Origin of the sequence: Enterobacter sp. CGMCC 5087 (genome assembly GCF_003144775.1) — a bacterium.
Classification (GTDB): domain Bacteria; phylum Pseudomonadota; class Gammaproteobacteria; order Enterobacterales; family Enterobacteriaceae; genus Enterobacter; species Enterobacter cloacae_M.
The window spans coordinates 1-223 of record NZ_QFXN01000003.1 but is presented as its reverse complement, the minus strand read 5'-3'; the positions used below and the strand labels follow the sequence as shown (position 1 = coordinate 223).

The 223-nt window shown below is 60.1% G+C and carries 1 pseudogene; it reads right to left on the bottom strand.

Features of this window, described 5'->3' with window-relative positions:
- Positions 1-223 (bottom strand): annotated as a pseudogene (locus DEO48_RS00015) (phage portal protein); the annotation flags it as partial.

Sequence of the window (223 nt, the reverse complement as noted above, 5' to 3'; positions counted from 1 at the left end):
AGGGGCCATAACGTTTGCCTGCGCCCAGCTCGGCGGCGGCATCCCCTTTTCCTTAAAGTAATTAATTTCAAAGCTACGCTGGTCCACAATCTCCTCCCAGTCCGCCCCCATGCTTTCAGCCACCTCCTGCTCCATGGTGGAAATCCCGGCATCGAGGCCGAGGATAACGCCCTTCTTCTCGGCAACCGGATCAACCCAGCCGCGCCCCGGCCCCATCCAGTGA